Consider the following 19,256-nt stretch of genomic DNA (forward strand, 5'->3'; position numbering starts at 1 on the left):
CCCGGCAGAATGAGATGAAGGGGCCACCAACTAGGGAATTTTCAAAGCCCACTTTTGCGGAGAATTGCACGACCGATGACACCAGGCACCCTGTGCGAGCGAGAGGATATTGCGGCGATCCAGTCCGCGATGCGCCCCGAAGTCGATATTTTCGACACAGGCGTCGACAAAGCGCAGTTTCGCGCTGGCAAGACGATTAGTCAGCCGTCGATCGGCGCGAGTGGCGATCTCGCGGTCCAGCATGAGCCCGAGCCATTCGTCTCGGGTCAGATCGCCAGCGGTGTCTTGCTCGGCAATGTCGCGCCACGCGGCCGCCATGCCCGCTAGCCCCAGGCTATGCATTTGATCAAGGGTAGGATGCGTCAGCACAAGATCGTCCTTTCATTATTGATAATAGGACCCGCCACGGATGTTGTCGTGCGCCGGTGTTGGTTTGAGCGGCCCCGCTGTCGGCTGGATCTTGTCGAGCCCGGCCTTGAGGATGGCGTTGAGGGATGAGTAGGTAACGGCGCCGATCACCAGCGCTCGATCGCAGGCGGCTTCAAGCCGATCGCGCTCGTAGCGCCGGGCCAGCGAGAGGACGCCCATGGCGGAGCGATAGCCCTGCTCGGGATGTGGCTTGTCGATCATCAGCCTTTCCACGAACGTCGCTGTGTTAGGACCGGTTTTCCTGGCGCGCTCGATCAGGCTCGCTGGCGATATATTCGCATAGCGCTGATGCGCCTTGGGCATGTGCTCATTCACGGTAACGTGCCCACGGCGCTGCGATGTCCGCATATGGCTGGCGACCCGCGCATGATCGTAGAAGATCTCGACCACTCGATGCGTCAGGCGGATATCGACCTGCCGGCCGATCAGTCCGTGCGGCACGGAGTAAAAGGTCTTGTCGACCTCGACATGATAATCAGGATGGACCTTGGCGCGTTTCCACTCGGCATATTCGAACACCGACGTAGGTAACGCCGCCAATGCCGTCCGTTCGATCTCGTCAAAGATTGCGCGACGGGATTTGCCGACATGGCGCATGGGCCGATCATTGAGATCAACCAGCAAGTCCGCGATCGCGGCATTGAGATCCGCCAGACTGAAGAAGCGCCGATTGCGCAGCCGCGCCAGGATCCAGCGCTCCACGATCAACACTGCGCCCTCGACCTTTCCTTTGTCGCGCGGCCGCCGGCTCCGGGTAGGCAGGATCGTCGTATCGTAATGCTCGGCCATCGCCGCAAAGGTCGCGCTGAGCGTGGGCTCGAACCATAGCGCTTTGGCAACGCCCGCTTTCAGATTGTCGCACACGATCGCGCGCGGAACGCCGCCAACAAAGGCCAATGCCCGGCACTGCGCGTCGATCCAGTCCGGCAACTGCTGGCTCAAGCTGGCCATTGCGAAGGTGAAGGATGAAGCACCCAGCACCGCTACGAAGATCTGTGCCTGGGTGATGACGCCCGTCACAGGATCGATCAGCGGCACAGTCTGCCCGGCATAATCGGTTTGCAGGACGGCGCCCGCCTCATACCGATTGCGAAAGCTGACATGGGTCCGCCGCTGGAAGGACAGGAACCGATCGCAAAACCAGGTATAGCCATAGCCATTGGGATGGGCAGCCCGATATTCTTGCCACAGCAAAACCAGCGTCACGCCCTTGCGCTTGATCTCCCGCGCAACCACTGGCCAGTCCGGCTCGCCCAGATCCTGAGGAGGGCGGCCGACACGGCGGAACACCAGCCGTTCGATCGCTGCGTCGTCGTCGTAGCCGGCCGGCAACGGCCAGCCTGTCAGCCCAGCCTCGCGCGCCCGCAGTAAATAGGTCGACACCGTCGTCTTGCTAAGCTTCAGCCGCTCTGACACGGCCCGTACCGACAAACCCTGATCGTAGGTCAGCCGGAGGATCGATCGCATGTCCTTCACGTCGGTTCGTCTCGTCTGCTTCCGCCTTGGCATCACCCCTCCCATCGCAACGATGAGGAGCAACAATGCCAGAGCGGCGCATCACAAAACCTAACCTTGATCCTGTCCCAAACCCTGTCCGGGATTTAGCGGAATCACTGTCCCGTATTTACTGAAATGCCTGTCCGCGATTTAGTGAAATAACTGTCCGGAATTTTCCGAAACACGCAATGATCTCTCCTGGCTTGTGCTTCTTGCCCATTTCCAAACTCCTTCATGATCCAAAATAACAGAGATTTTGGACCACTCAGAAGGGGGCAGATCACCCAGGCCAATACCGTCGATGCCGGCATTATTGGAGGCGATGGTCAGACCGGTAATGCCGGAGGCTTCGATCGCGTCGATCAGCTTCTCGGGTATGCCGCATAGGCCAAACCCGCCTGCGCATATCGTCATCCCATCGAAAAGGAGGCCATCGAGTGCGCTGAGCGCAGTCGGAAATATCTTACTCAAGCGTATCCCCTCGCATCGCAAATTTTAGCTCATGCCGCTGACATGGAAGCTGTTGACATTTCAATGCACTTATATTTTATAAGTATCAAGAGCAAGAATCGCAGCGTTCCGGCAGGTAGACAATGTGTCTTCGACAGGCCGGACAATCGGTCGACGTACAGGCTTGAGAGGATAGTTTTTCACATGCGGTTTGACGGTTACCGGAGCCTCTCGACATGCGCAGTCATGTCGTTTGGAATTTTATGCGCGCCTGGCGTTCATGCATCCGAGAGCGGCCAGGTTCACTACCCACTCGGTGTCAACACCATCATGAACGCGGCTTTGCCCGGACCCGGTGAAACCGGGTTTTACAGCTATTCCCAATATTATTGGAGCGATCGGCTTAACGACGGCGACGGACGCTCCTTAGATCCGAATTTCAAGGTCGAGGTGCTGGCCGAAGCGCCGCGGATCGTCCATAATTGGGGGACCAAGATCGGGCCGTTCTTCGTTGCGAGCGCTGCGATCACGCCGATTACCCATGTAAAGCTGCAAGCCTTCGGTCGCAGAGACGAAAGCACCGGCTTTGGCGATCCGGTGATCTCGCCGGTGTACCTGTATCACGTCAACAAAAAGGGCAATTTCTTCGCGTATTTCGGCCCGGACATCTATGTGCCGATCGGGAAGTACGACAAGAGCCGCCTTGCGAACAACGCATCGCATTATTGGGCGGTTGCTCCCAATGCGAGCGTGACGTGGCTACCTACCCCGAAGTGGGAGGTTTCGACCACGGTTTACAGTGAGTTCAACTGGGCCAACCGGGCGACCGGCTACCGCTCGGGGGACGCGCTGTCGGTGGACCTGGCAGTTGCGCATCGACCGATCGAAGCGCTTCCCCGTCTCAAGGTGGCGCTGCAGGGTTACGCGCACAAGCAGATTTCCGACGATAAGATCGATGGAGTAGCGGTGCCGGGGGGCAATAGGGGGCAAGCCTTCGCGCTTGGACCCCAAATATCTTACGACATTGCAGGTGGCCGCGGCGGCATTCTGCTCAAATATCAGCGCGAGTTCGCGGTTGAGAACCGCAGTCTTGGAAATCGGCTATGGTTCGAGCTCGCGTTCCCGCTTTGACAATCGAAAACAAGTCCAAATTTGAATTTTGAGGAGAGTGTGCATGGAAATGATGTCTGCCGCCCGTCTGCACGATGTGGCCAGCCCGTTCAGTGTCGATGATGTTCCTGTCCCCGAGGTAACAGGGAGCGACGTTCTCATCCAGGTCCGCGCCTGCGGCGTCGTCCCGAACCTCAAGAATGTGGCCTATAACTATCCTGAATGGTTCCCGTTTCTTCCCTTGCCGCCTCTCCCCTCGACATATGGCCTCGATCCGGCCGGAGAAATCGCGGCCGTCGGTCCCGACGTTCTCTCGCTTTCCCCGGGGCAGCGCGTCTATGTGAACCCGGCTCGCTCATGCGGCAGCTGTTTCAAATGCAGGAGCGGCGATCAGGTGGCGTGCGCGTCGTTCACCTTCGCTGGCTATTTTGGCTTTGGCCCAGGATCGCGGCAGGTGTTCGAGCGCTACCCGTCGGGCGGGTTTGCTGAATATATGGTTGCGCCTGCGACCAGCCTCGTCGTTCTGCCCGAAGAGGTGAGCTTCGAAGAAGCCTCTCGGTTTGGTTACCTTGGGACCTCCTACGCTGCGCTTCGTCGTGGACAAGCGGGGCCTGACACGACGGTGCTGATCAACGGGGCCACTGGCACGCTGGGTGTCGGGGCAACACTACTGGCGCTGGCCATGGGAGTGCCCAAGATATTGGCGGTGGCGCGCAACGAGGCCCTTCTCGAAGAGCTGCGCGCGCTCGACCCGCGCCGGATCGTCACCCATTCGAACAATGCCGGGCCATGCACGGAATGGGCGCGCGAGCAGACGGAGGGACATGGGCCTGACGTGATGATTGAAGCGTTGGGTCCCGGTGCCCCGCCCGAGGCGACGCTCGACGCGATGCTCTCGGTTTCCCGTGGTGGAAAGATCGTCACGATCGGAGGGATGGATTGCAAGATCCCGATCGACCCGATCTGGATCATGTGCAGCCAGATCAGCTATCTGGGTTCCGCCTGGTTTTCGACGGCACAGGGCGAGGACATGGCTCGAATGGCAAAGGCCGGGACGCTTGATCTGGGCCGTCTTACGCACCTTCGTTTCTCCCTTTCCCAAGTCAATGAGGCGCTCGAGTCTGCACAGCACCGTGACCATGGCGGTTTCACGAATATCGTGGTGATGCCATGATCTCCACGTCTGCCGGTAGTCGACGGATCATTGCTTATGTCGGTGATAATGGGCGATCCCGCTTGGCGCCGGACGAGCGGGCGCCTGCGGTCGTTGAGTACCAGGCCATGCCAGGGATGCGGACGTCGATGCTGTGGCAGAACAAAGCCGCAGCATCCATCCCAAATCATGCTGACGACCCGGTTCCTGGTCTGGCTAACACGCATCCCTCGATAGGCGAGAGCATCTTCATGACTCTCACGCTTCCACCCGACAGCATCTACGTTGATCCGGCCTTCGACCCGATGGCGGCGGCCGCGGAGCATGCGCGTAATGCTCCGGGGCTGGCAGAGCTGATGGAGCCGTCAGCGCCCGGATTCCATACGACGGAGACGATCGACTATGTGATCGTGCTGGATGGCGAGGTGGTTCTGGAAGTCGATGATGACTCTACTCGTCTTCACCCAGGGGATTGCGTCGTGCAGCTGGGTTCCCGACATGCTTGGCGCAATCCAACCGACCGGCCTGCCACGCTGGCTGTAGTGATGCTTGGCGCTCCGCGCGGCTGATGATGACGCCCAAAACGCTTTTCGAGAAAGTCTGGGATCGGCACCTTGTTGTTGCGCAGGCTGAGAATCATCCGGCGATCCTCTATATCGACCTGCACCTGCTGAATGAGGTTACCTCTCCCCAGGCTTTCTCGATGATCGAGGCAAGGGGACTTGTTACAAATCGTCCCGATCGTACCGTCGCGACCCTCGATCACGCGACGCCGACCTTGCCGGCGGACGAGAGCGGGCGCCGCCCGTTCGTCAGCGAGGCTGCAGAAAACCAGGTTGAAGCATTGCGCGGCAATGCGCGCCATCACGGTATCCGCCTCTTCGACTGGGATGATGCCAGGCGCGGCATCGTGCATGTCATCGGTCCGGAGCTTGGTTTGACCATGCCCGGGATGACGATTGTCTGTGGCGACAGTCACACGTCAACGCACGGAGCCTTTGGCTGCCTTGCATTTGGGATCGGGACATCCGAGGTGGCCCATGTCCTCGCGACGCAATGTCTGTTGCAATCGAAACCGCGAACGATGCGGGTGTGCTGTGACGGTGAGTTGGCTGAAGGGGTGAGCGCCAAAGATCTTGGGCTTGCCGTCCTCGCGGCCCTTGGCGCAGGCGGTGCCATTGGCCATGTGATCGAGTATGCGGGATCGGCAGTGCGGCAGCTTTCGATGGAGGGCCGCATGACGTTGTGCAATCTCTCGATCGAGTGCGGCGCGCGCGCGGGGATGATTTCCCCGGATTTGACGACCATAGACTGGTTGCGCGATCGGCCGGAAGCGCCGGTCGATTTCGACGAGCGGGTCGAGGGGTGGTTGGCCTTGGCTTCCGATGAGGGAGTGACTTTCGATAAGGAAGTGTTCATAGACGCCAACTTTGTTTTGCCAATGGCGACCTGGGGAACGACCCCCGACACTGCGGTCGCGATAGACGGGAGGATACCCGCCGACGTCTCCGAAGGCCAGCAGTCTGCGCTGGCATATATGGGCCTGAGCGCTGGTGCCCGATTGAATGAAATCGACATCGACTATGTTTTCATCGGAAGCTGTACCAACGGTCGATTGCCCGACCTGAGAGAAGCTGCGCGAATTCTCGAAGGCCGTCATGTTGCAAACGGGGTAACGCTTCTGGTCGTGCCAGGTTCGGAGACGGTGCGGAAGGCAGCTGAAGCAGAAGGGCTTGATAAGGTCGTAGTCGCTGCAGGTGGCCAATGGCGCATATCCGGCTGTTCTATGTGCCTTGGCATGAACGGCGACATTGTACCGCCCGGAAAGCGTGTGGTGGCGACATCAAACCGGAATTTCGTCGGTCGACAAGGACCTAATGCGCGGACGATCCTGGCCAGCCCGGCAACAGCAGCGGCCAGCGCGGTACGCGGTGTGTTGACAGATCCGCGAGCCATGACCAATGCTTGATGCATTCACCAGCCTTCATTCCGGTTTTGTGTGTCTTCCGCAGGCTGACATCGACACGGACCAGATTTGTCCGGCAAGGTTCATGACAACGGTCTCTACCGATGGCCTCGCCGAGGCGCTCTTTCATGATGCAAGATACGACATCGAAGGCATGCCGGTGTCCTCGCACCCTCTCACAAATTGCGACGTCGCAGCACAAAAAGTGCTTGTGGGCGGTGCCAACTTCGGCAGCGGCTCGTCGAGGGAGCATGCAATCTGGGCGATCCGTGAGTTTGGGTTCAAGGCCATCCTTGCACCACGTCTTGCCGACATTTTTCGCGCCAACGCGCTCAACAATGGGTTGTTGGCTGTCGAAATCCCCGAGATCTATTTCGAATGGCTGATTCCGAACAAAGCCGCCGAAATCCATATTGACCTAGTGTCGCAGACGATCGCGACTGAGGGATACGGTTCTACGTCTTTTGACATAGATCCGTTCGCCAAGCTTTGCCTGCTCAATGGCGTTGATCGGCTCGGCTATCTGCTCTCTGCGCTGCCGGAAATCGGCCAATATGAAACCCGCATGGCTGGAGGGAGCAGGGCGTAGGCTTGGTTGGAGACGAAATTAGAATATCCAGGCCATGAGCTTGGCGAACGGATGCCGCCGGTAGACTGGATGTTCAAATCCAGCGCTCGGACTTCGATCGTGCGGCCTTAGAAGAGAGCGTGGTGCTGGACATGGAGGTTTGTTGGCCCGCCCTCGGAGGCACTGCGCCCACCTTGCTCACGGGGATTGATGCTGGTTCAGGCATTGTCCGGATCGTCGCTGGCGGGTTCTGGGAGCCCGGTTCTTCTGCCGCTTTCTTCGAGGCGCAATCCCTGATCAACGCCGAGGCCCGCCAGCGCTACGGCAGGCTCCGCGTAGTGTTCGATCTTTCCACGGCCATCGCGCAGACGCCTCAAACCATTGAGCGCCTTCAGACTGCAAACCGCGATCTCTACAGTATCGCTCCGGTGGGGCTTGCTCTTACCCACAAGTGGTCGCGTGCGTGATTCGGCCTGCCGCGCGCCCATTGCGTGGCTGGAATCACCCATGATTCATTCTCCGGCACCTTTGGATAGTGAGGTGCCGGGATGGAACATAGCTGGGTGGACAAGGAAACGGCCGAGACCAATTTGGGTGATGCGCGGCTGAACCGACGACTTGGAGCGATGCTTGAAGCACTTGAACAGCGCCCTGGGCAATCTCTGCCGACGGCTTTTCAGGACTGGTCGAATACTAAGGCCGCCTACCGGTTCCTCTCGAACGAGAACGTGAGCGAAGACAAAATCCTGGAAGGGCATTTTGCAGCATCCGCCTTGCGCATTCAGGCAACCGAAGGTCCGATCCTCATCTTGCAGGACACCACCGAATTCAATTTCAAGCGCGCGGATCCGGATAAGATCGGATTTACGAAAAGCTCGACTGGTCGCAAGTTGAAGGATGGCCGGTTCCAGAAGTTCACGATCTGCGGCCTTCTGATGCATGTCAGCCTTGCGATTACGCCAGATGGACTGCCGTTGGGTCTCACGGCGGCGAAATTCTGGTCACGCTCCAAGTTCAAGGGAACTGCAGAGCTCAAGCGCAGGGTCAATTTGAGGCTCTGACTCACATTTGCTGATGGGCCGGCTCATGGCGCGCCCACCAGTCGGGCCTGAAGAAGATCGAGTTTTGCGCGGCCATACATCTGTCGCTTGATGAGTTTGAGGCGTGTAATCTGCCCTTCGGTCTGACCGTTCGACCATGGCGAGACGATTGCGTTTCGTACGGCCGGAAGGTCCTTTTCGACGCCATTGACGAATGACCCGATAAGGCTGCCCTTTGCCGTCTCGATCCACTCATCGAGCTTTGCCGCCGACTTTGATCGGATCATGGATTGAAAGTCGCCGATCGCCTTGCGCGCTACTACCAATTCAGGGACGTTTTCCTCGATTACCGCCACCAGGATCGCTTCGGATTTGGCAAGCCCATCCCACGCCGAAGTCATTAGGCGCGCAAGAACGCGCGCCGAGGGTGTGCGGGCGAGGCCACTTTGATTGGCCTTTTCGGCGAGACGCCGGCGTTGAGCCCATTGTGAGACGACACCGCTTTGACCCACAAAACCTTCCGCGCGCATCTCGCGCCAGAGCGCCAGGGCATTGCGGGTGCCGTTATCCCATCGGTCATTCAGCCATGGCAGCCAACTGTCCAGGAAGCTGGGGCGGGAGCGGAATACGTCCATTCGCTGCCCGCGCAGAACATCGCGAACGAGCTTTCGGCTATGGCCGGTCTGCCGAACAATCTGCCGGATGGACGTACCATTTTTTGCCAGTTCCCGGACCGCGTCGTTGGTCTCCTGCCGGCGTAGATAGCCTTCATATTGCAGCTTTTCGGCATAAGTGAGCAGCTTGGGATCGACGACAGTGCTTCCGACCGCCTGCCTTATCTGCCGCATGGACTTGTTGACGGCATCCAGAAACGCTCGGCTCGAGTTCTCCATGAGATGCCAACGATCGGCAACTTGCTCGGCATCAGGCAGCCCTCTGGCGATCGCTTCACCATAGCCACCGCCCCGGTCGCGGGCGACAATCGATATCGATGGGCGCTTGGCAAGCCAGGCACGGGACGTCTCCAGAGCGCGGTCCGGCAATAGTGTGACCGGCGTCCGGCGCTCCAGATCGCAGACGATCGTCCCGTAGGTTTGGCCCCGCCGGAAGGCAAAATCATCAATGCCGATGACATGCAGTTCATCATTCTGTTCACTGACGCGCCGACGGACCACTCGCAACAAGGTGTCCTTGCTTACCGGCATCATGAGGCGGTGGGCAAAAGCGGCCCCAGGCCTGCCACCGAGCGCCAGCCCAAGGTGGTGGACTATTGTTTCAAGCCGCTGAGTGCGCCGAGCATAGCGAGCCAAAACGCCGTCATCAAACTGTTCACAAAAAATGCGTCGCCCGCAAACGACAGTGTCGCACCAAAAGCGACGCGTCAGGATCTTCAGAACGACGCGGCGGCCACCAAGGGGAAGATCCGACGGTCGACGCACATATCGGCTTTGAACCCTTCGACCTGGTCGCCCACAGTCAGGGCAAACCCCAAAAATACATCGTGAGCGTAGCAGGATTTGGACATCTTCCCCGACACTCTGCACTGAGACAACTACAAAGCCTTCGGGTGCAAGGCTCGCGCGCTGAAATCGACCGTGCATGGCAGATACTCCCGATAGAAGCAGCGGGAGCATACTCTCAACAGCAGCAAAAGTGAGTCAGAGCCAATTTGACCCGAATTCCCATCGATCAAAAGGAAAGTATCCGTTGGCTTGATAATTTGCGCCGGTCTACCGAATTGGCTGGAGAGCCGGGGCGATGTGTACATATCGGAGACCGCGAAAGCGACATTTACGAGCTTTATTGCTTGGCTGAAGAGCTCGGTACCAAATTCCTCGTGCGCAGCTGCGTCGACCGCCTGGCTCAAGATGGCAAGACGACCATCGCCCAAGTTATGGAAAGGACGCCGTGCAGCGGGACCCACGAGATCCAATTCCGCGATGCGAAAGGCAAGGAGCAGCGGGCAGTGCTATCGATACGATATGCAACAATGACGGTCCGGCCTCCAATCGGAAAACAGAAGAAATACATAAACCAAGAGCTTCAGATCATCCATGCCGAAGAACTCAATCCGCCGGAAGATCGCGAACGGATTCACTGGAAGCTTATAACTAATTTGCCTGTCAAAAACCACGCCGATGCCGTGCATAAGCTTGACTGGTACTCCAAGCGCTGGAAGATCGAGACATTCTTCCGGACCCTGAAAACCGGGTGCCGGATCGAAGAACTTCGCCTGACTACGATCAACCGCTTGGCCAATTGTATCGCCTTGTGCTGCGTCGTTGCCTGGCGCGTGTCATGGCTGACGATCCTGGCTCGTGAGGCTCCAGAGGCCACGCCTGCTGCCGTCTTCACCGAAACGGAGCGCAACCTTCTCGATAGCTCGACGCCAAAGTTGAGACGCGCGCCATCCCGCAACCTCGCATTCTATGTCAGAGCCGTCGCAAGGCTCGGAGGCTACCTGGACCGCGCGTCTGACCCACCACCCGGCACGACCGTCATATGGAGAGGAATGACGCGACTCGCCGATCTCGTTGAGGGAGCTCGAATCTCGAGGCCCCCAGCAGGCACTTGTGGGTAAGAGCAAGCCGGTGGGGGCCACCTTGCAGTGATCGGGTGATATTTTGAGATGGCACCGGTGCAAGCGCCGGTGTTTGCACCGGTACAAGGGACGGTGCGATGAGCCAGATCACGATAATTTCGGGGCCGGAGCGACGGCGGGTGTGGAGCGCGGAGCAGAAGCGGCAGTTGGTTGCGGCGATAGCAGTGCCTGGAGCGAACGTGGCGGAGATCGCGCGCCGTGCAGATCTGCGACCCAACCAGATTTACCGGTGGCGACGGCAGATGAAGCAGGCGGCGCAGGGCTTTGCCGAGGTGCAGGTGCAACCTGACGCCGTGGTGCCGATGGGTTCGGCGATCATTGTGGAGTTCGAGCGGGCGGTCGTGCGCATAGGTGGATCATGATGTGCTGAGGCCGCTTCTTGCTTTCAAGGGCGCCCCCTTGGACTGCCCACTATCGATAGAGAACTCAGGCAAGGGCCGCGATCCCGCCTGACTGGCAGCAGTCCCAAAATCAGCCTGAATTCAGACGTTTGCGATCTCAAGCGTCGCATACTTGATCGATCAGAAAATCGAGAAAGTCGGCAACTAAAAAGGTGTTGCCGACTCACCTGATGTAATATACTGATAACTTATAAGTATAAATGAGAGGGAGAGGTTATGACGTTGGGATCAGTGCGTCTATCGTACATGTTCACGGCCAGCATCTTGGGGCTAGTTGCGATACCGGGCCTTGCGAGTGCGCAGCAAAGCGAGGTCGCATCAACACCCCAGTCATCTGCTGACACGATTGCGGACATCGTGGTCACCGCCCAGAAGCGGGCCGAAAATGTCCAGCAGGTTCCGATATCGGTGACAGCGCTCGGTGGCGCGGCCCTCCAGGAGCGCTCGATCGCAAACATCGCTGCAGTCACTGCGATAACACCTAACGTAACCTTGGACGCGGGAACCCCTTTTTCGGGTTCGACGGCGGCACTCGGCGCATTTATCCGTGGCATTGGCCAGAATGATTTCGCGATCAATCTTGATCCAGGCGTCGGCATCTATCTTGACGGCGTGTACCTCGCCCGCACGGTCGGTGCGAATGTGGATCTGCCCGACGTTGAGCGCGTGGAAGTACTCAAGGGACCGCAGGGGACGCTTTTCGGCCGAAACTCGGTCGGCGGTGCGATCAGCGTGGTCACTCGGGCGCCATCGGACAAATTCTCTTTCCGCGGCAGCGTTACCACGGGAAGTTTCAACCGGCTTGACGCCGATGGATCGGTCGACTTGCCGATCTCAGATACAGTGACCTCGCTTGTGACTTTCTCGACGAAGTCACGTGATGGCTACGTCAAACGGGTTCCCTATCCAAGCACGGGAACCTTCGTGACGGAGCCTTTCGCATTCCGGCAAACAGCATTTGACAGCGCTGACCGGGAAGGTGGAGATGGTTCGCAAAGCTTGCGAGCGAAGATCCAGTGGAAGCCGAGCACGAGCTTCAAACTTACCCTCGCCGGGGATCATAGCCACATCGACCAGAGCGCGATCCCGAACGCGGTGTTGGGCGTGACACCAGGAGCGGGTGCATTCGCTGGGCTTGCGGCCAACAACATTCCCGGTACGGCGCTCGATCCGACGGGCGTTTCAGGCTTCAATTTCGCAGGGCTCTACAATTTCTGCATCGGTGCCACACCTGCTGCCATTGCCGAGCGGAATGCGCAGAATTTGTGCGGCGCGCGCGGTACGCCACTTGACCCCGTCTTCCTCGCCCCGCCTCTCGCAAGCGCCAACGTTGACGCTGACCCCAACAATAACCGTCTCCCCTGGGACAGCAGGTGGATCACGACAAATCCCGATCGCAGCTATGCGACAGGGAACAGTTTTTCGAAAATGAAAAGCTACGGATTGTCAGCGACGATCGACTTCTCGATCGCCGACAATCTCGATCTGCGGTCGATCAGCGGATATCGTCACCTGCGCTTCAACGCTGGCCTCGATGTCGACAATTCGCCAATCCAGATGCTGGAGGTCTCCCAGTCGATCAAGCAGCGGCAATTCAGCCAGGAGTTCCAGCTTATCGGCGATGGCTTCCAGGATAAGCTCCACTATGTCCTTGGTGCATATTATTTCGACGAGAAGGCGTCGGAAGACGATTTTGCAAACATCGCTCAGGGGCTCCTCCAGATCAATGGGCCATTGAGCATCAGGACGAAAAACTATGCGTTCTTTGGGCAGGCCGACTACAGACTGAGCGACCTGATCGGGTTCACATTAGGCGCGCGCTATACCCATGAGGACAAGGAGTTCGAAGCCGGCCAGCTCGATTTCAATGGGTTCAACTACAAGCTTTTCAACTGTATGACATATGGCGAGCCTTGCCAGTCAATCCTCGGCTTCCCAGTCGCAGGGCAGCCGTTGCGCTACTACATCGCCGATGTCCAAAAACAGACATTCAGTAACTTCTCCCCGAAGATCGGTGTGCAACTTCATCCCACGTCGGACATGATGATCTACGGCTCATTTTCCCAAGGCTATAAGACCGGTGGTTGGACGTCGCGGCTTTCGAACCCTCTGAATACCGCGCCTTCATTCGATCCGGAGAAGGCCACGACGTGGGAAGCCGGCATCAAGTCGTCCTGGCTCAATCGGCGTTTGCAGATCAATCTCTCCGCCTTCACGACCCGGTACAGTGGCATTCAGCTCAATTTCCAGCAGGGAGTCAGCCCGACGTTGCAGAACGCTGGGACGGCGCGGATCAAAGGCTTTGAGCTTGAGATGACTGCGCGGCCACTCCGGGGCCTCTCAATCAACACCGCGGTGGGGTATACGGACGCCAAGTATATTTCGGTCGAGCCCCAGTCGGTTGTCGTTCCCAGCGTTTACCAAGCCGGCATATTCACCGGGTCACCGCTTGCGAAGACACCCAAATGGAAAGTCAGTGTGAGCCCGCGGTACGAGTTTGAGCTCGGCGACCATGGTTCGGTCGTCATGCTAGTCGATTACAGCCGGACGTCGTCGATCTGGAACGATACCGAACGCACCTATCTGCTGCGGCGCCCTGCCACCGATACGCTCGGTGCCAGCGTCATGTATCGAGAGCCGGGGGACCATTGGACCGTGACGGTTGGTGGTACGAACATCACGAACGACCGGTTCGTCAGTAACGGCCTCGCGCAGGTTGCTGGTGGCCTTATTTATGGTGCTTATAACCGGCCGGCTGAGTGGTATGCGAGGCTGGGCGTCAAGTTCTGACGGGATAGCTGGACAAATGCGAAGTGGGGCGCGACTGCTGTCGCGCCCCTTTTTATTGTTCGTCAACATGATGATGTTCGAGCGACGAAAGGCTCAGTCAAGAATCTCATGATTAGTCGTGAAATTCGACGATCTCTGCCACTTCCAGAGCCTTATTCTTCAAGACCGTTTTCAGCAGACGAAGTAGCGTCTCACGCTCGCCCTTCTTCAAGCCTTGCGTGTAGAGCTGATCCAGCTCAAGAGCCCTGCTATTCATCTCAGCTACAAAAATGCGCCCTTTTTCGGTAAGCTCGAGACCCGTTGCTCGCTTGTCATCTTCTCTGCGAACCCTGTCCAATAAACCAGCCAGGGTGAGTTCCTTCACCAGCTTCGTCATGTTAGGTTCGCGAAAGCCGAGCAGGCTTGCGACAAAGCCTTGGCGCACGCCAGGGTTGGATCCGATGATTGCAAGGGCGGCGTAGCTTGGCGGGGTCAGTCCCACGTCCTTGAATTCGCGATAGAAAGCCCGGAAGGTCTGTAGTTGCGCAGCGCGCGCCAGGAAGCCAAACGTATCGCTCACGACCGATAGATCGCATTCTTCCTGCGGAGCGCCTCCCTCTGCCACCGAAATCCGGTTGCGTCGTTGCGCAATCCTTGCAGTTCTCATTCAAGATCCAACATTTTTTGCAGAGCCGTGGGCTCTTTGGGAAAAATTCTCGGAGAGATTTTGTCTCCCCTCCCGAAGGAGAATGCGTGACGAACGACATTGACACAAGCTCAATCCGAATATACTTATAAAACATAAGGACATTGGAAGGAGAGATGTCGTGGAAAAGCATGAGTCGCAGCCAATGCCGACGTTCCCGATGAACGCGTGGTATGTTGCTGGATGGGACTACGAGATCGAGCCCAAGCTCCTCGCGCGGCGTATCTGCGACAAGCCGGTCGTGCTGTATCGCTGTGCAGATGGCACGCCCGTTGCTCTCGAGGACGCGTGTTGGCACCGGTTCCTGCCCCTGTCGGCGGGCAGCCTCAACGGCGATCAGGTAAAGTGCGGCTACCATGGCCTCGTTTTCAATCGTCAGGGTCGATGCACGCATATGCCCTCGCAAGAGACGTTGAACCCTTCGGCGTCCGTGAAGACCTATCCACTGGTCGAGCGTCATCGCTTCGTCTGGATCTGGATGGGTGATCCTGCGCTTGCAGACCCGGACCTGATCCCGAACCTGTTCCAGAACCAGGATGACAAGTGGGCCGGCGACGGCGGGGTAACCGATCTCGCCTGTGATTATCGTCTGCTCGTCGACAATCTGATGGACCTTACCCACGAGACGTTCGTGCATGGATCGAGTATCGGCAACGATGCTGTCGCGGAAAGCCCGTTCACGGTGAGACATGACGACGCCGCGGTCTATCTGACCCGGTGGATGGTGGGGATCGAGCCCCCGCCGTTCTTCAAGAAGCAGCTGGGCAAGCCGGGTGATGTCGACCGGTGGCAGATGATCACCTTCCGGACGCCAAGCACGGTCACGATCGATGTTGGCGTCGCGCCCACCGGCACGGGCGCACCCGAAGGCGACAGGAGCCAGGGGCTGTCCGGGTTCGTCATTCATACGGCAACGCCGGTCAATGCAACGACATGTAGGTATTTCTGGGCGTTTCTGCGCGACTACAAGCTCAATGACCAGAAGCTAACCACGGTATGGCGTGAATCGGCGCGTTCGATCTTCGGCGAGGACAAGACTGTGCTCGAGCTGCAGCAAAAGGCCGTCGATGAATTTCCGGAGCGGGAGTTCTACTTCTTGAACATCGACGGCGCCGCAATGTGGGCGCGCCGCAAGATCGATCGCGCCATCGCCGCTGAACATGGCCCTCAAACGCCATTTGCAGTCGCCGCCGAATAAGCGCGAACGGCCCCTTCAAAAAGAGCACCCGTGATGGATTGGAATGAAGTCATCATCCGTGATGCGCGGCCGCTTTGCGCCGAAGTCATGTCGATCGAACTGGAATATGACGAGCGTTTGCCTGCTTTCGACCCGGGCAGCCACATCGACGTGCGCGTGGAGATTGCCGACCGTCAGGAAGTGCGATCCTATTCGGTAGTTGAGAGGCTGTCCGACACCAGCCTCCGGGTCGCCGTGCGTCGTCTTGAAAATGGTCGGGGTGGGTCGCGCTATATGCACACCCTTGCTAGCGGGCATCGTCTCATGGCGACTCTGCCATCCAATCATTTCTCGCTCGGCTTCGAGGCACCGTTCGTGCTGCTCCTGGCCGGCGGCATCGGCATCACGCCGCTGATCGGCATGGCGCGGGCATTGCGCCGGCATCACGTGCCGTTCCGCTTCGTCTACCTTGGACGCAGCCGATCGGGGATGCCGTTTCTGGACGACCTCGCCTCGGAGTTCCGCGACGATTTTCTCGCATCGATCGACGAGGAAACTGGCGTCGCCGACCTGTCCAACCTGGTCGCGGATCTCCCGCTAAACGCGGAAGTCTACATGTGCGGCCCAGGCCCGATGATGGAAGGGGTCCGATCCATTTGGGCATCGGCTGGGCGGCCGGCCGAGCGGCTGCGGTTCGAGACCTTCGGCAATATGGGTGGCGCTCCGGCTCAGCCGTTTCGCGTCGTCCTGCCGCAGCACGGTCTTGATCTGATCGTTCCGGCTGATCGCACGCTTCTGGACATTCTCGACGAGGCTGGCGCCGACCCGATTTTCAACTGCCGGCGTGGCGAATGCGGCTTGTGTGCGGTCGATGTCGTCTCGCTGGACGGTACCATCGACCATCGTGACGTCTTTTTCAGCGAGCGCGAACGGCAGGAGGCCAAGCACTTCTGTTCCTGCGTGTCGCGCGTGACCGGCACGGTCACTATCGAAATTCCATGAGGATCGAGCGATGACGACTTCGACCGGCCTTGCTGTCCCCAATGAGGATCGCAAAACTTACTATGACGCTCTCGACGGCGAGCATCTGGGTCCGCTCTGGGAATCGCTGAAGGGCCTTGTACCCAGTGAGCCGCGCCCCAAAGCGGTCCCCCATGCTTGGCGCTACGCGCAGGTTCGGCCGCGCCTCCTCGAAGCCGGATCGTTGATCACGGCGGAAGAAGCGGAAAGACGGGTGCTCGTGCTGCAGAACCCCGGCCTGCCCGGCGCGTCGCAGATCACGGACACCATCTACGCTGGACTGCAGCTGATCCTTCCGGGTGAAATTGCGCCAGCCCATCGCCACACCCAGTCAGCCCTGCGCTTTGTGATCGAAGGGCAGGGGGCGTTCACTGCCGTCGATGGCGAGCGCACGACGATGCATCCGGGCGATTTTATCATCACGCCAGCCTGGACCTGGCACGATCATGGTCATGATGGTGACGAGCCTGTCGTGTGGATGGATGGTCTCGACGTTCCCCTCGTCCGGTTCCTGGGCACTGGCTTTCGCGAAGAATATAATGATCGCGCCCATAGCCTAATGCGTCCGGAAGGCGACGCGGATGCACGCTACGGTGCCGGTCTGCTGCCGATCGACCTCAAGCCGCAGGCGACGTCGCCGATCTTCAATTACCCTTATGCCAGAACGCGGGAATCGCTCGAGACGATCTCTCGCACCGGCGAGCCCGACCCTTATTTTGGTTTCGCGCTCCGCTATGTAAACCCTACGACTGGGGATTGGGCGATACCGACCATTGCTGCGAGCATGCGGCTTCTACCCGCGGGATGCTCGACCAAGAGCTATAAATCCAGCGACGGGGCTGTCCTGGTCGTCGTCGAGGGGCGCCTGCGCGCCACAGTCGGAGACGCCCGCTTCGAACTCGGAGCAAAGGACATCGTCGCCATCCCAGGCTGGACGACCCATCAATTCGAAGCGTCCGAAGACGCCGTTTTCTTCGTTTATTCCGATCGACCGGTTCACGAAAAACTCGGCCTCTGGCGCGAATTCAGGGGCTAGAAGACATGAAAATCTGTCGTTTCAATCATGATCGCATCGGTGTCGTTCAGGGCAATGCCGTTCACGACATCACCGATCTGTTCGATCGGACTATGAGCTGGCCTGCTGAGCCTGGCGATGCGATTATCGCCCAGCTCGGCGCCGTGCTCGAATCCGGGATCGATATCGATGTCAGGCCTTCGTTGGATCTTTCGACCGTGGTTCTGGAAAGCCCGGTCGCGCGCCCCCACAAGATTATGGGTGCGCCGGTCAACTATCATGCTCACATCGAGGAAGCCAACGCCGACCCCGAGATCAACGCGGGAAAAACATTCACCACGCTTGAGGCATATGGTCTGTTCCTGAAAGCGAACAGCAGTCTCATCGGGCCGAATGAACCCTTCAGGGTAGCGTTTGCGGATCGCCGCACGGATCACGAAATCGAACTTGTGATCGTGATCGGCAAGACCGCCCGGCATGTACCGCGCGAAAAGGCGCTCGACTATGTTGCGGGATACACAGCCGGACTGGACATGACAGTTCGCGGCAAGGAAACGCCTTGCTATCGCAAATCCCCGGACGGCTATTGCGTACTGGGGCCATGGTTGGTCACGCCCGACGAGATTGGCGATCCCGACGATCTGGCACTGAGCCTCAAGGTCAACGGCGATACGAAGCAGGAGGCGCGAACCAGCCTGCTCATTCTCGGCGTCGCGCGACTGATTGAATATGCCAGTGCGCTGTATACGCTGCACCCGGGCGACGTAATCATGACCGGAACCCCCGCCGGTGTCGGTCCAGTCGAGCCCGGCGACGTGATCGACGCTTCGGTCGAGAACATCGGAAGTCTGCGCATTTCTATCCTGCCTGCTCTGCTCGACGGAAAGGCGGCCTGAGGTGCGAGAGTTCCGTTATTCCCGGCTGCTCCAGTGGAGCGAGTGCGATCCCGCCGGCATCATCTTCTTTCCGCATTACGCAGGATGGATGGTCGAGGGGGTCAATATGATGTTCCTAGCTTTCGGGGTCGATCCCACGGCTACGACGGAGACGGGCCAGCGGGGATTGCCGTCGACGGGTTATTCCATGAACTTCCACAGCCCGGCCATCCTGCATGACACGCTCATCCATGAGATAAAAGTCAGCAAGATTGGCACCAAATCAGTCTCGTTCGAGCATCGCTTTCTCAGGGACGAGGTCTGCCTTGCAGATGCCGCAGAAACGCGGATCTGGATTGAGAAGACGGCGGCAGGAATGCGCTCCCAGCCAATACCAGACGAGGTGCGGGCAGAACTCGAGAGCGAGGCGCCGCTTCGGCATCCGCTCGATAGAATTGAACGACCGGTTTCTTGAGAG

Annotated in this window: 19 protein-coding genes and 1 pseudogene; 15 read left to right on the forward strand and 5 right to left on the reverse strand. The window is 58.7% G+C overall.

What is annotated here, in order from left to right:
* Positions 1–30: 30 nt before the first annotated feature.
* From IWY39_RS00855 to IWY39_RS00865, 3 genes and pseudogenes are all read right to left on the reverse strand, one after another.
* Entirely contained in the window at positions 31–342 is a 312-nt protein-coding gene (locus tag IWY39_RS00855; RefSeq protein WP_331274481.1) for an ATP-binding protein, read from the reverse strand.
* Positions 343–384: 42 nt separating this feature from the next.
* Positions 385–1,938: an IS21 family transposase gene (istA, locus tag IWY39_RS00860; protein WP_107126060.1), complete on the reverse strand. Its 1,554-nt coding sequence runs from the start codon at positions 1,936–1,938 to the stop codon at positions 385–387.
* 264 nt (positions 1,939–2,202) lie between these two features.
* Positions 2,203–2,397: pseudogene (locus IWY39_RS00865) on the reverse strand (CoA-transferase); the annotation flags it as partial.
* A gap of 225 nt (positions 2,398–2,622) precedes the next feature.
* Between IWY39_RS00865 and IWY39_RS00870 the strand changes: the two are divergent.
* From IWY39_RS00870 to IWY39_RS00900, 7 genes are all read left to right on the forward strand, one after another.
* Entirely contained in the window at positions 2,623–3,507 is an 885-nt protein-coding gene (locus tag IWY39_RS00870; protein ID WP_186443247.1) for a SphA family protein, read from the forward strand.
* Positions 3,508–3,550: 43 nt separating this feature from the next.
* Positions 3,551–4,660, forward strand: a complete 1,110-nt coding sequence (locus IWY39_RS00875; protein ID WP_181316859.1) for an alcohol dehydrogenase catalytic domain-containing protein — start codon at positions 3,551–3,553, stop codon at positions 4,658–4,660.
* Positions 4,657–5,208 (forward strand): cupin domain-containing protein, encoded by a 552-nt coding sequence (locus tag IWY39_RS00880; RefSeq protein WP_107126264.1) that lies wholly within the window; start codon positions 4,657–4,659, stop codon positions 5,206–5,208. The genes IWY39_RS00875 and IWY39_RS00880 overlap by 4 nt, the downstream gene beginning before the upstream one ends.
* Entirely contained in the window at positions 5,208–6,608 is a 1,401-nt protein-coding gene (gene leuC, locus IWY39_RS00885) for a 3-isopropylmalate dehydratase large subunit (RefSeq protein WP_107126265.1), read from the forward strand. Before IWY39_RS00880 ends, leuC begins: the two co-directional genes overlap by 1 nt.
* Positions 6,601–7,194, forward strand: coding sequence for a 3-isopropylmalate dehydratase small subunit (gene leuD, locus IWY39_RS00890; protein WP_107126266.1), 594 nt, complete (start codon positions 6,601–6,603; stop codon positions 7,192–7,194). Before leuC ends, leuD begins: the two co-directional genes overlap by 8 nt.
* Before the next feature lie 119 nt (positions 7,195–7,313).
* Positions 7,314–7,640 carry a hypothetical protein gene (locus IWY39_RS00895; protein WP_145223566.1) on the forward strand — a complete coding sequence of 109 codons (327 nt, stop codon included), beginning with the start codon at positions 7,314–7,316 and terminating at the stop codon, positions 7,638–7,640.
* An 81-nt stretch (positions 7,641–7,721) separates the two neighbouring features.
* Positions 7,722–8,234: an IS4/Tn5 family transposase DNA-binding protein gene (locus tag IWY39_RS00900; RefSeq protein WP_196871302.1), complete on the forward strand. Its 513-nt coding sequence runs from the start codon at positions 7,722–7,724 to the stop codon at positions 8,232–8,234.
* Positions 8,235–8,257: 23 nt separating this feature from the next.
* Here IWY39_RS00900 and IWY39_RS00905 read toward each other — a convergent pair whose 3' ends face one another.
* Positions 8,258–9,814 carry an ISL3 family transposase gene (locus IWY39_RS00905; protein ID WP_107124878.1) on the reverse strand — a complete coding sequence of 519 codons (1,557 nt, stop codon included), beginning with the start codon at positions 9,812–9,814 and terminating at the stop codon, positions 8,258–8,260.
* 68 nt (positions 9,815–9,882) lie between these two features.
* On the opposite strand from IWY39_RS00905, the gene IWY39_RS00910 reads away from it, so the two are divergent.
* The 3 genes from IWY39_RS00910 to IWY39_RS00920 all read left to right on the forward strand — a co-directional run bounded on the left by IWY39_RS00910 (position 9,883) and on the right by IWY39_RS00920 (position 14,006).
* Positions 9,883–10,794: an IS4 family transposase gene (locus IWY39_RS00910; protein ID WP_196871303.1), complete on the forward strand. Its 912-nt coding sequence runs from the start codon at positions 9,883–9,885 to the stop codon at positions 10,792–10,794.
* A gap of 98 nt (positions 10,795–10,892) precedes the next feature.
* The gene (locus tag IWY39_RS00915; protein WP_107126520.1) at positions 10,893–11,177 is read left to right on the forward strand and encodes a transposase; all 285 of its coding nucleotides are present in this window, start codon (positions 10,893–10,895) and stop codon (positions 11,175–11,177) included.
* Between the two features lie 285 nt (positions 11,178–11,462).
* Positions 11,463–14,006 (forward strand): TonB-dependent receptor, encoded by a 2,544-nt coding sequence (locus tag IWY39_RS00920; RefSeq protein WP_107126521.1) that lies wholly within the window; start codon positions 11,463–11,465, stop codon positions 14,004–14,006.
* A 112-nt stretch (positions 14,007–14,118) separates the two neighbouring features.
* Here IWY39_RS00920 and IWY39_RS00925 read toward each other — a convergent pair whose 3' ends face one another.
* Entirely contained in the window at positions 14,119–14,652 is a 534-nt protein-coding gene (locus IWY39_RS00925) for a MarR family winged helix-turn-helix transcriptional regulator (protein WP_107126522.1), read from the reverse strand.
* A gap of 160 nt (positions 14,653–14,812) precedes the next feature.
* Here IWY39_RS00925 and IWY39_RS00930 point away from each other — a divergent pair, with 160 nt between their 5' ends.
* From IWY39_RS00930 to IWY39_RS00950, 5 genes are all read left to right on the forward strand, one after another.
* Positions 14,813–15,889, forward strand: coding sequence for an aromatic ring-hydroxylating dioxygenase subunit alpha (locus IWY39_RS00930; protein ID WP_196871304.1), 1,077 nt, complete (start codon positions 14,813–14,815; stop codon positions 15,887–15,889).
* Positions 15,890–15,976: 87 nt separating this feature from the next.
* A complete protein-coding gene (locus tag IWY39_RS00935; protein WP_181316894.1) occupies positions 15,977–16,870 on the forward strand; it encodes a PDR/VanB family oxidoreductase in 894 nt (297 codons plus the stop codon).
* A 10-nt stretch (positions 16,871–16,880) separates the two neighbouring features.
* A complete protein-coding gene (gene gtdA / locus IWY39_RS00940) occupies positions 16,881–17,924 on the forward strand; it encodes a gentisate 1,2-dioxygenase (RefSeq protein ID WP_107126524.1) in 1,044 nt (347 codons plus the stop codon).
* 92 nt (positions 17,925–18,016) lie between these two features.
* Positions 18,017–18,799, forward strand: coding sequence for a fumarylacetoacetate hydrolase family protein (locus tag IWY39_RS00945; RefSeq protein ID WP_229380827.1), 783 nt, complete (start codon positions 18,017–18,019; stop codon positions 18,797–18,799).
* Position 18,800: 1 nt separating this feature from the next.
* Positions 18,801–19,253: an acyl-CoA thioesterase gene (locus IWY39_RS00950; RefSeq protein WP_107126526.1), complete on the forward strand. Its 453-nt coding sequence runs from the start codon at positions 18,801–18,803 to the stop codon at positions 19,251–19,253.
* Positions 19,254–19,256: the final 3 nt, after the last annotated feature.

It is taken from the genome of Sphingobium sp. JAI105, from assembly GCF_015752145.1.
Taxonomy (GTDB): domain Bacteria; phylum Pseudomonadota; class Alphaproteobacteria; order Sphingomonadales; family Sphingomonadaceae; genus Sphingobium; species Sphingobium xenophagum.

Coding starts and splice junctions, on each gene's coding strand:
- IWY39_RS00855 (WP_331274481.1), bottom strand. CDS start 342: ATGCATAGCCTGGGGCTAGCGGGCATGGCGGCCGCGTGGCGCGACATT.
- istA (WP_107126060.1), bottom strand. CDS start 1,938: ATGCCAAGGCGGAAGCAGACGAGACGAACCGACGTGAAGGACATGCGA.
- IWY39_RS00870 (WP_186443247.1), top strand. CDS start 2,623: ATGTCGTTTGGAATTTTATGCGCGCCTGGCGTTCATGCATCCGAGAGC.
- IWY39_RS00875 (WP_181316859.1), top strand. CDS start 3,551: ATGGAAATGATGTCTGCCGCCCGTCTGCACGATGTGGCCAGCCCGTTC.
- IWY39_RS00880 (WP_107126264.1), top strand. CDS start 4,657: ATGATCTCCACGTCTGCCGGTAGTCGACGGATCATTGCTTATGTCGGT.
- leuC (WP_107126265.1), top strand. CDS start 5,208: ATGATGACGCCCAAAACGCTTTTCGAGAAAGTCTGGGATCGGCACCTT.
- leuD (WP_107126266.1), top strand. CDS start 6,601: ATGCTTGATGCATTCACCAGCCTTCATTCCGGTTTTGTGTGTCTTCCG.
- IWY39_RS00900 (WP_196871302.1), top strand. CDS start 7,722: ATGGAACATAGCTGGGTGGACAAGGAAACGGCCGAGACCAATTTGGGT.
- IWY39_RS00905 (WP_107124878.1), bottom strand. CDS start 9,814: ATGCACGGTCGATTTCAGCGCGCGAGCCTTGCACCCGAAGGCTTTGTA.
- IWY39_RS00915 (WP_107126520.1), top strand. CDS start 10,893: ATGAGCCAGATCACGATAATTTCGGGGCCGGAGCGACGGCGGGTGTGG.
- IWY39_RS00920 (WP_107126521.1), top strand. CDS start 11,463: ATGTTCACGGCCAGCATCTTGGGGCTAGTTGCGATACCGGGCCTTGCG.
- IWY39_RS00925 (WP_107126522.1), bottom strand. CDS start 14,652: ATGAGAACTGCAAGGATTGCGCAACGACGCAACCGGATTTCGGTGGCA.
- IWY39_RS00935 (WP_181316894.1), top strand. CDS start 15,977: ATGTCGATCGAACTGGAATATGACGAGCGTTTGCCTGCTTTCGACCCG.
- gtdA (WP_107126524.1), top strand. CDS start 16,881: ATGACGACTTCGACCGGCCTTGCTGTCCCCAATGAGGATCGCAAAACT.
- IWY39_RS00945 (WP_229380827.1), top strand. CDS start 18,017: ATGAGCTGGCCTGCTGAGCCTGGCGATGCGATTATCGCCCAGCTCGGC.